The following is a 9,716-nucleotide window of genomic DNA, read 5'->3' as shown; positions in this document are numbered from 1 at the left end:
GCTCGAAGGCGGGCGCGTGCTTCCCCTGCCCCGCGCCGGCCTGGAGGAAGGCCTGGAGCGAGCGGGCGCGGAAGCGGGCCCGCGGGGAGGGGTGCTCCAGCAGGCGGCGCACCTGCCGCCGGTCCGTGGCGGTGCGCACCAGGGCCAGCGTGGCCAGCTCCGCCTCCGACGAGGCCTCCTCCGGCGCGCACCACAGGAGGAACTCGATGGCCGCCTTGCGCAGCACGGGCTTGCGGCCCATGCGCCAGGTCACCTCCTTGCGCCAGGCGACCAGCCCGTCCAGGCCGGGCCGCGCGGGCGTGCGGAAGCGCGGCCACATCTCCGCGCACTCCTCCGCCAGCCACACCAGGTGCGTGAAGCCGGGCAGCGACTCCAGCTTCGCGCGAGCGCGGGCGCGCCGCTCGAAGGCCTCCGGCACGCCGCGCCGGATGGAGGCGCGGAACAGCCGCTCCTCCAGCCACAGGAGCGTGAGCGCCAGCGCGGGCTCGGCCTTGCGCATCGTGCCCTGGCAGTGGTCGAGCACGAAGCGCGCGTGGCCCAGGTCGGCGGCCGTCTCGAAGTCGCTCTGCACGAGCGCGCCCAACGCTCCGCGCAGCCCGTCCACCGGGGGCGCGTCGAAGAGCGTGAGCAGGTCGCAGAGGTTCTCCACCACCGCGGGCGGCCCGCCCACCTCCACGGTGCGCGCCAGCAGGAGCCCCGCGCGCGAGCACCAGTCCGGCTCCTTGCGCCCGTTGGGGTAGCACGCGAGGAAGCCGCGCATGCCGCCGCGGCCGTCCTCCGACGTGGCCAGCGAGAAGAGGCGCTCGCCCAGCACCTCACTCGCTTCGCGCCAGGGGATGCGCGCGGCGCGCGTGCGGATGAAGTCGGTGAGCTTGTCGCGGCCGCCGTCGCGGGTGTCGGGGAGCAGCGCGCGCAGCTGCTCCAGCAGGTCCACGGACTTCGCCCCCGCGCCCATGACGTACTTGAGGTCCACCTCCACGGTGTCCTGGAAGCGCAGCGCGCGGCCGTCGTAGGTGCAGGGCACGTCACGCACCAGCGTCGACAGCGCCTCCGGGTGGCGCTTGAGGTAGCGCGTCAGCACCGTGGACACGGTCACGGTGCTCTCGCGCTGAATCCGCTCGGCGCTCTCCGTATCGCCCGCGTCGCGGAGCGCCGTCACCGCGGCGTGCTGCCGCGCGAGCAGCTGCTTCAGCAGGCCCGGGCGCGGCTCCTCGTAGGGCCAGAGCAGCTCGTTGAGGGTGGACAGCAGGAAGAGGAGCTCCGCCGGGGTGCGCTCGCCCGGGGACAGCCGCTCCCACGCGGCGGCCTGGGCGCGGTTGCGCTCCTCCAGGGACGCGCCGCGCACCCAGCGTGCGAAGTCCTCGCGCCACTCCGCGCTCGACGCCACGGCCTCTTGTGGCGCGGTCGAGGCGACGCGCGCATGGAGGGCCTGGAGCGGCTCCGGCCAGGAGGCCTCAACCCACGGCTGCGACAGGCTCACCCGGACCTCGAAGGACTCGCCGGAGCCAGCGCCCGGGCCTCGGGGCTGGGGGCCACGGTGATGACCACCGACTTCGACGTGGGCGTACGGCTCTTCTCCGCGAAGCTGTCCACCGGCACCAGCACGTTCGCTTCCGGGAAGTAGGTCGCCGCGCACTGGCGCGGGATGTTGTACGGCACCACCAGGAACTCGCGCGCCACCCGCGTCTCTCCCTGGAAGTGGCTGGTGAGGTCCACCTTCTGCCCCGCCGTCAGGCCGCGCGCCTTCACGTCCTCCGGGTGCAGGAACACCACGCGCCGGCCCTGGCGGATGCCCCGGTAGCGGTCGTCCAGGCCATACACGGTGGTGTTGTACTGATCATGCGAGCGCAGCGTCATCATCAACAGCTGCCCGGGCTCCAGCCGGTGGCGCGGCATCGCATGCACCGTGAAGTGCGCCTTGCCGTCCTTCGTCGTGAAGCGCCCCTCTCGCGGACCGTTGGGCAGCGCGAACCCGTTGCGCTCACGCACGCGGCGGTTGAAGTCCTCGAAGCCCGGGATGCAGCGCTGGATGAGCTCGCGCACCCGGTCGTAGTCCTCCACCAGCGACAGCCACGGCACCTTCGAGCGCGCTCCCAGCACCGCCCGGGCCAGCCGGGCCACGATGACGGGCTCGCTGAGCAGGTGCTCGGACGCGGGGGCCACGGCGCCGCGCGACGCGTGCACCATCCCCATCGAGTCCTCCACCGTCACGAACTGCCGCCCCGCCGCCTGAACGTCGTGCTCCGTCCGCCCCAGGCACGGGAGGATGAGCGCGCGCTGGCCATGCACCAGGTGCGCGCGGTTGAGCTTCGTGGACACGTGCACCGTGAGCCGCGCACGCCTCAGCGCCCGCGCGGTGAACTCCGTGTCCGGCGTGGCCGACAGGAAGTTGCCGCCCATGGCGAAGAACACCTTCACGCGCCCGTCGTGCAGCGCCTGGAGCGTCCCCACCGTGTCCAGGCCCCGGTGGCGCGGCGGCGCGAAGCCGAACTCCTTCGACAGCGCGTCCATGAACTCCGGCTTCGCGTGCTCCCAGATGCCCATGGTGCGGTCGCCCTGCACGTTGCTGTGCCCGCGCACCGGGCACACGCCCGCGCCCTGCTTCCCGATGCTGCCGCGCAACAGCGTGAGGTTCACCACCTCCTGCACGTTGCCCACCGCGTTCCGGTGCTGCGTGAGCCCCATCGCCCAGCAGAAGATGGTGCGCTCGGAGCGCGCCAGGATGTCCGCCGCCGCTTCAATCTGCTCGCGCGGCACCCCGCTCTCCTCCACCACGTCGTCCCAGGACACCGTGCCCAGGTGCGCCACGTACGCGTCGAAGCCCGCCGTCCTGCCCTCGACGAAGGCCCGGTCCACCACCGTGCCCGGCGCCTTCGCCTCCCGCTCCAGCAGCGCCTTGCCCAGCCCCTGGAGCAGCGCCACGTCGCCGTTGATGCGCACCTGGAGGAACAGCTTGTTCAGCGCCGTGCCCGGGCCGAACAGGTGCAGCACCTCCTGCGGGTGCTTGAAGCGGTTGAGCCCCGTCTCCGGCAGCGGGTTGACGCTGACGATTTCACAGCCCCGGCGCGCGGCGGCCTGGAGCGCCGTCAGCATGCGCGGGTGGTTGGTGCCGGGGTTCTGCCCGATGACGAAGATGGCCTGCGCGTGGTCGAAGTCCTCCAGCGTCACCGTCCCCTTGCCAATGCCAATCGTCTCCGTGAGCCCCGTGCCGCTGGACTCGTGGCACATGTTGGAGCAGTCCGGCAGGTTGTTGGTGCCGAACTCCCGCACGAACAACTGGTAGAGGAACGCGGCCTCGTTGCTCGTGCGGCCGGACGTGTAGAAGGCCGCCTCGTCCGGCGAGCCCAGCGCGTTCAGCTCCTCCGCCACCAGCGCGAAGGCCTCCTCCCAGGACAGGGGCGTGTAGTGCGCCGCGCCCTCGCGCAGCACCATGGGGTGCGTGAGCCGGCCCGCCTTGCCCAGCCACAGGTCGGACTGCTCCGCCAGCCGCGCCACGCTCCACTCGCGGAAGAACTCCGGCGTCACGCGCTCCTGCGTGCCCTCCTCCGCCACCGCCTTCGCGCCGTTCTCGCAGTACTCCTGCACGGACCGGTGGGACGGATCCGGCCACGCGCACCCCGGACAATCGAAGCCGTCACCCTGGTTGATCTTCCAGACGAGCTTGCCGCCGCGCCACGGGCCCGCTTCGGACAGCACGTGCTTGAACGCGCTCAGCACCGCGGGCACCCCGCCCGCCACCGTCCGCACCGGCCCCACGTCCGGAGCCCGAGCCTCCAGCGGGGGCTGCGCCGCCGGCACCGCCAGTGCGTTCCCGCCCCCGTCCTGTCCCTGCTCCATGTCCCACCTCTTCGCGCGGCGGGACTCTACCGCGCCCGCGCGTTCCCGGCAGGCCGGGGCCGTCGCCATCCAGGTAGTCCACTCTTTCAAGCTTCACGGGGAGCGTGCAGGATGGTTTCACGCGGAGTGCCCCCCGGCGCTCCGCGTCAACCCCGCAGCAGGAGGCATCCCCCATGAAGGCCATCCGTTCCGCCGTCATCGCCGCGCTGTTCCTGTCCCTCCCCGCCCTGGCCGCTCCCGTGGTCCACAGCGTCTGGTCCAACCGCGGCTTCTACGTCCAGGACAACACCGGCAACTACCCGGTGACGAGCGGCAACGCCGTCGTCGCCTGGAATCAGTCCACCAACACCGCGTTCGTGAACTTCCACGGGATCGCGGGCGGCAACACCTACGACTTCGAGCTGGTGGGCTCGCCCGCCATCTCCACCAGCGTGGACGACATCAGCGGCCTCTGGAACATCCGCCGCAACGGCGCGTTCATCTGCACCGGCTGCTCGGGCAGCGCGTACGGCCTGAGCCTGCCCGTCGGCAACTACTTCAAGTTCTGGGACTCCACCAACGTGTTCCACTTCAGCGCCTACATCGACGCGCGCAAGGACTACTGACGCACGGCGTCCAGCAGTCTCCGGAGTGACGTTGGCGCTGCACGCAAGCCCCCCGCGGCCCCGGGGGTTCGGTTAGGGTGGGCGCCCCCTTCTCCAGGAGTCTTCCGCATGTCCCGCATCATCCGCGCCTCTCGCGGCACCACCCTCTCCTGCAAGGGCTGGGTGCAGGAGGCCGCGCTCCGGATGCTGATGAACAACCTCGATCCGGAGGTGGCCGAGCAGCCCGGGGACCTGGTCGTCTACGGCGGCACGGGCAAGGCCGCCCGGGACTGGCCCTCGTTCGACCGCATCGTCGCGAGCCTCCAGAGCCTCACCGACGACGAGACGCTGCTCGTGCAGTCCGGCAAGCCCGTGGGCATCCTGCGCACGCACCCGGACGCGCCGCGCGTGCTCATCGCCAACTCCAACCTCGTGGGCCACTGGGCCAACTGGGAGCACTTCCACGAGCTGGAGAAGAAGGGCCTGATGATGTACGGCCAGATGACGGCCGGCTCGTGGATCTACATCGGCACGCAGGGCATCCTGCAGGGCACCTACGAGACCTTCGCCGCCGCGGGCCGCTTCCACTTCGGCAGCGAGGACCTGGCCGGCCGCCTCATCCTCTCCGGCGGCCTGGGCGGCATGGGCGGCGCGCAGCCCCTGGCCGCGACCATGAACAACGCCGTGTTCCTGGGCGTGGAGATCGACCCGCACCGCGCCCAGCGCCGCGTGGAGACGCGCTACCTGGACGTGGTGGCCAGGGACCTGGATGAGGCGCTGGCGCTGGCGAAGGACGCGCAGGCCAAGCGCGTGGGCCGCTCCATCGCCATCATCGGCAACGCGGCGTCGGTGTTCCGGGAGCTGTACAAGCGCGGCATCAAGCCGGACCTCGTGACGGACCAGACGAGCGCGCATGATCCGCTCAACGGCTACATCCCCACGGACCTGTCGCTGGAGGCCGCCGCGGAGCTGCGCAAGCGAGACCCGGAGGGCTACGTGAAGCGCGCCCGCGAGTCGATGATCATGCACGTGCAGGCCATGAACGACTTCCAGGCCGCCGGCAGCCACGTCTTCGACTACGGCAACAACCTGCGCGGCCAGGCGAAGGTGGGCGGCATGCAGAACGCCTTCGAGTTCCCCGGCTTCGTGCCCGCGTACATCCGCCCGCTGTTCTGCGAGGGCCTGGGGCCCTTCCGCTGGGTGGCGCTGTCCGGGGACCCGGAGGACATCCGCCGCACGGACCGGGCGGTGCGCGAGCTGTTCCCGCAGAAGGCGTCGCTCAACCGCTGGCTGGACATGGCCCAGGAGCGCGTGGCGTTCCAGGGCCTGCCCGCGCGCATCTGCTGGCTGGGCTACGGCGAGCGCGCCAAGGCGGGCCTCGCCTTCAACGAGCTGGTCCGCAAGGGCGAGGTGAAGGCCCCCATCGTGATTGGCCGCGACCACCTGGACTGCGGCAGCGTGGCGTCCCCCAACCGCGAGACGGAGGCCATGAAGGACGGCTCGGACGCGGTGGCGGACTGGCCCATCCTGAACGCGCTGGTGAACGCGGTGAACGGCGCGTCGTGGGTGTCGTTCCACCACGGCGGCGGCGTGGGCATGGGCTACTCGCTGCACGCGGGCCAGGTCATCGTCGCGGACGGCACGCCGGAGGCCGCGCGCCGCATCGAGCGCGTGCTCACGTCCGACCCCGGCATGGGCGTGCTCCGTCACGCGGACGCGGGCTACCCGGAGGCCATCGACGTGGCGAAGGAGCGGGGCGTGCGCATCCCCGGCCTCACCGCCTAGAGTGCGCCGGATGCCACGACGCGTCCCAGCCTTCGTGATGACAGCGGTGATGGGTGGGCTCGCAGGCTGCACGCCCACCACCGCCGGGCCCATGGTGATGCGCATGGGGCCGGCATGCCCGACGAGAACTTCTTCCAGCTGGGCCTGCGCGCCGGTCCCCGCCTCAACGCCCCGCAGCTGTCGGCGCGCGGGGAGAACAGCACCTTCCAGGGCGACGCGAAGCCCTTCGTGGCCAACCAGTGGGGCATCGGCCTTGACGGCTCGGTGACGGTGCCCGTGGACGACCGGCTGTCGTGGCACCTGGGCGTGCAGGGCGAGTTCGTCGGCCTGCCGGTGCCCGGCTACGGCGTCTACACGGGCGTTTCGTACTACCTCGGCTCGGAGCGGCTGGGCCTGTCCCCGGCCCTCTCCGTGCGGGGCGCGTCCGACTTCGGCCTGGGAAACAACGCCAGCACCAGCAGCCTGTTCGGAGTGGAGGCCACCTGCGCCTTCACCGTACAGCCGGAGCCCGGCATGTCGCTGGGCCTGGTGCCGTTCTTCAGCGTGCAGCAGTCGCTGGTGAACCCCGGCTCGCAGGTGACGACGCACTTCTACGGCGCCGCGGTGGCGGCGCAGGTCAGGTTCGGCGAGTCGCGCACGAAGGTGGAGCTGTCCGGCGGCTTCGGCCGGGCGCAGTCGGGTGACACGCGCTGGAACGCGCCCGTCGTGGGCATACGCGGAGGACGCTAGAGCATGGAAGCCCTGGACCTGTGGGTGCGCAACACCTCCGAGGTGCTCACCGTGGAGGGCACCCACCGCGAGCCCGCGGAGGCCGCCCTCACCCCGCGCCCGGGCGCGGGCATTGGCGTGAAGGACGGGCGCGTGGCCTACGTGGGCCCGGAGTCCGGCCTCCCCAGGGGCGCGCTCACGGACGCGACGGAAGTCATCGACGCCGAGGGCGGCTTCGTGGGCCCGGGCTTCGTGGATCCACACACGCACCTCGTCTTCGCGGGCGAGCGCTCCACCGAGTTCGACCTGCGCAACCAGGGCGCCACGTACCTGGAGATCGCGAAGGCCGGCGGCGGCATCGTCAACACGGTGAGCGCCACGCGCGCGGCGAGCGAGGAGGAGCTGGCCGCGCTCGCCCTGCCCCGCCTGGAGCGGCTGCTCGCGCAGGGCGTGACGACCGCCGAGGTGAAGAGCGGCTACGGCCTGTCGCTGAACGACGAGCTCAAGATGCTGCGCGCGGTGCGCCGCTTGAGCGCGCTGTCACCGCTGGAGCTGGTGCCCACGCTCCTGTGCGCGCACGCCGTGCCCGCGGAGTACAAGGACCGCCGCGCCGAGTACCTGGACCTCTGCATCAACGAAATCCTGCCCGCCGTGGCGCGCGAGGGCCTGGCGCGCTTCTGCGACGTCTTCACGGAGGAGAGCGCCTTCACCGTGGACGAGTCGCGCCGCCTGCTCAACGCGGGCAAGGCGCTGGGGCTCACGCCGCGCCTGCACGCGGATCAGCTCACCGCGTGCGGCGCCTCGGCGCTGGCCGCGGAGGTGGGCGCCGCCAGCGCGGACCACCTGGAGCAGGTGACGGACGAGGGCATCCGCGCGCTCGCCGCCGCGAACGTCACCGCCGTGCTCGTGCCCACCTCCACCCTCTTCCTGCGCATGCGCCCCTACGCGCCCGGCCGGAAGCTGCGCGACGCGGGCGTCAACGTGGCGCTGGGCTCGAACGTGAACCCCGGTTCTTCCATGACGGAGAACACGGCCCTGGTGCTGGGGCTCGCCTGCCTGGAGAACGGGCTGTCAGCCGCGGAGGCCTACTGGGCCGCCACCCGAGGGGCCGCGCAATGCTTGGGGTTGCAACGGCACGGGCGGCTGTCCGTGGGTGATGCGGGCGACCTTGTCGTCTTCGCCTGTCGCGGTTACAGGCATCTGCCTTATCATCTGGGCATCAGTCACGCGCGCGTGGTGGTGAAGGGCGGACGCGTGGTGTTTCGCGCGCGGATGAATCGCTGCTCCTGAGTGGATGCCGCTGAACAACTGGCATCGGCCAAGGGGGCAGGTGGAACTTCCCTCGTGGGCCGGCCGTTGTAGAGATCAGCTGCCACCATGTGCCGATTATTTGGATTCAGATCCGCTGTTCCCGCCGCCGTCCACACCGCCCTGGTCACGGAGAGGAACTCCCTCCTCATCCAGTCCCGTGAGCACAAGGACGGGTGGGGCATCGCCACCTATGGTCCGGAGTGCGCCCCGCTCGTCGCGCACGGCGTGGGGCCCGCGCACAGCGACCCTGACTTCGAGCGCGTGTCGAGCCAGGTGTCCGCACGGACCGTGGTGGCGCACATCCGGCTCGCGAGCGTGGGCGCGGTGGAGTTGCGCAACTCGCACCCGTTCTATTTCGGCCGCTGGTCCTTCGTGCACAACGGCACGCTGCGCGAGTTCGCGAAGCACAAGGCCGCGGTGGAAGCGCTTATCCACCCGGAGCTGCGCGTCAACATCAAGGGCACCACGGACAGCGAGCGCTGCTTCTACCTGTTCCTGTCACGGCTGTCGGCGCGCGCGCCGCTCGACGGCACGGTGGGCGTGGAGGCGATGGCGCAGGCGCTCTCGGAGACGATGACGCTGGTGTCCGCGCTGACGGACGTGCCGGGGAGCCGCGAGCCGAAGGAGCGCTCCGCGATGAACTTCCTCGTCACGGACGGCGAGGCGATGGTGGCCACGCGCCGCAACCGCACGCTCTTCATCTCCTCCGGCCTCGGCGGCTGCCCGGAGTCCCTGAGCGCGCCCAACACGGGCGTGCCGCTGCGGCAGTTCCTGGTGGCCAGCGAGTCGCTGTGCGGCGGGCCCCACTGGGTGCCGGTGGATGAAGAGGACGTGGTGGGCGTGGACGCGCGGCTCGTGTTCCACCGCTGGAAGGTGCAGACGCTGGCGGACGGGGTGCTGAACCCGCGGCCGAAGGCCCAGCACTCCCTGGCCTGATTCAGCCCAGCCACGCGTCGAGCAGTGCCGCGGGACGCGCGCCGAAGGCCTCCACGTCGAGGCTCCGCGCGTCCTCGCCCTCATGGCGGAGCGTGACGCGCAGGAAGTCGCGCGGCGCGGCCTGGGGGATGCGGTCCAACCACTCCACCAGCATCGCGTGGTCGCCGCCCACCAGGTCCAGGAACCCGGTGGCGTACAGCTCGTCGTAGTCCGTCAGGCGGTAGAGGTCCGCGTGGTACAGCGGGATGCGGCCCTCGTAGGGGTACACGATGGCGAAGGTGGGGCTGGCCACCTCCGACTGCGACACCCCCGCCCCTTCCGCCACGCCGCGCACCAGGTGCGTCTTGCCCGCGCCCAGGTCGCCAATCAGCCCCACGAAGTCCCCGGGCTGGAGCAGCCGCCCCAGCTTCACGCCCAGCCGGTGCGTCTCCTCCGGCGAAGGAGACACGAGCCGCCGCGAGCGCGTGGGTTGCGGCGCGCCGCTCATGACGCCCTCCGCGCCGCGACAGGGCCGCGGCCCACGAGCACGACCACCGCCCGGCGCCGGACGCTCAC

General features: G+C 71.7%; 8 protein-coding genes. 5 read left to right on the top strand and 3 right to left on the bottom strand.

Annotation, left to right across the window (positions count from 1 at the left end; translation table 11 throughout):
* The coding region (locus tag ACLEQD_RS29400) for a hypothetical protein (protein WP_410388568.1) at positions 1–1,480 on the bottom strand (1,480 nt) is incomplete at its 3' end.
* Positions 1,477–3,837, bottom strand: coding sequence for an FdhF/YdeP family oxidoreductase (locus ACLEQD_RS29395; RefSeq protein ID WP_410388566.1), 2,361 nt, complete (start codon positions 3,835–3,837; stop codon positions 1,477–1,479). The genes ACLEQD_RS29400 and ACLEQD_RS29395, both read right to left, overlap by 4 nt.
* Positions 3,838–4,010: 173 nt before the next feature.
* Between ACLEQD_RS29395 and ACLEQD_RS29390 the strand changes: the two genes are divergently transcribed.
* From ACLEQD_RS29390 to ACLEQD_RS29370, 5 genes are all read left to right on the top strand, one after another.
* Positions 4,011–4,442: a hypothetical protein gene (locus tag ACLEQD_RS29390; protein WP_410388565.1), complete on the top strand. Its 432-nt coding sequence runs from the start codon at positions 4,011–4,013 to the stop codon at positions 4,440–4,442.
* 108 nt (positions 4,443–4,550) lie between these two features.
* Positions 4,551–6,206, top strand: coding sequence for a urocanate hydratase (gene hutU, locus ACLEQD_RS29385; protein WP_410388563.1), 1,656 nt, complete (start codon positions 4,551–4,553; stop codon positions 6,204–6,206).
* A 114-nt stretch (positions 6,207–6,320) separates the two neighbouring features.
* A complete protein-coding gene (locus ACLEQD_RS29380; protein WP_410388561.1) occupies positions 6,321–6,935 on the top strand; it encodes a hypothetical protein in 615 nt (204 codons plus the stop codon).
* Between the two features lie 3 nt (positions 6,936–6,938).
* Positions 6,939–8,204, top strand: coding sequence for an imidazolonepropionase (gene hutI / locus ACLEQD_RS29375; RefSeq protein ID WP_410388559.1), 1,266 nt, complete (start codon positions 6,939–6,941; stop codon positions 8,202–8,204).
* A gap of 87 nt (positions 8,205–8,291) precedes the next feature.
* Entirely contained in the window at positions 8,292–9,161 is an 870-nt protein-coding gene (locus ACLEQD_RS29370; protein WP_410388557.1) for a class II glutamine amidotransferase, read from the top strand.
* 1 nt (position 9,162) lies between these two features.
* Here the strand turns inward: ACLEQD_RS29370 and tsaE are convergent, their stop codons facing one another.
* Positions 9,163–9,648, bottom strand: coding sequence for a tRNA (adenosine(37)-N6)-threonylcarbamoyltransferase complex ATPase subunit type 1 TsaE (gene tsaE, locus ACLEQD_RS29365; protein WP_410388555.1), 486 nt, complete (start codon positions 9,646–9,648; stop codon positions 9,163–9,165).
* Positions 9,649–9,716 lie beyond the last annotated feature (68 nt).

Source organism: Corallococcus sp. 4LFB (genome assembly GCF_046520365.1).
GTDB classification, from domain to species: Bacteria; Myxococcota; Myxococcia; order Myxococcales; family Myxococcaceae; genus Corallococcus; species Corallococcus caeni.
This window is presented reverse-complemented; position numbering and strand designations above follow the sequence as displayed.

What these genes read in the sequence shown, in the direction of transcription:
- ACLEQD_RS29380 (WP_410388561.1), top strand. Translation starts at nt 6,321, where the DNA reads ATGCCCGACGAGAACTTCTTCCAGCTGGGCCTGCGCGCCGGTCCCCGC.
- ACLEQD_RS29390 (WP_410388565.1), top strand. Translation starts at nt 4,011, where the DNA reads ATGAAGGCCATCCGTTCCGCCGTCATCGCCGCGCTGTTCCTGTCCCTC.
- hutU (WP_410388563.1), top strand. Translation starts at nt 4,551, where the DNA reads ATGTCCCGCATCATCCGCGCCTCTCGCGGCACCACCCTCTCCTGCAAG.
- tsaE (WP_410388555.1), bottom strand. Translation starts at nt 9,648, where the DNA reads ATGAGCGGCGCGCCGCAACCCACGCGCTCGCGGCGGCTCGTGTCTCCT.
- ACLEQD_RS29395 (WP_410388566.1), bottom strand. Translation starts at nt 3,837, where the DNA reads ATGGAGCAGGGACAGGACGGGGGCGGGAACGCACTGGCGGTGCCGGCG.
- hutI (WP_410388559.1), top strand. Translation starts at nt 6,939, where the DNA reads ATGGAAGCCCTGGACCTGTGGGTGCGCAACACCTCCGAGGTGCTCACC.
- ACLEQD_RS29370 (WP_410388557.1), top strand. Translation starts at nt 8,292, where the DNA reads ATGTGCCGATTATTTGGATTCAGATCCGCTGTTCCCGCCGCCGTCCAC.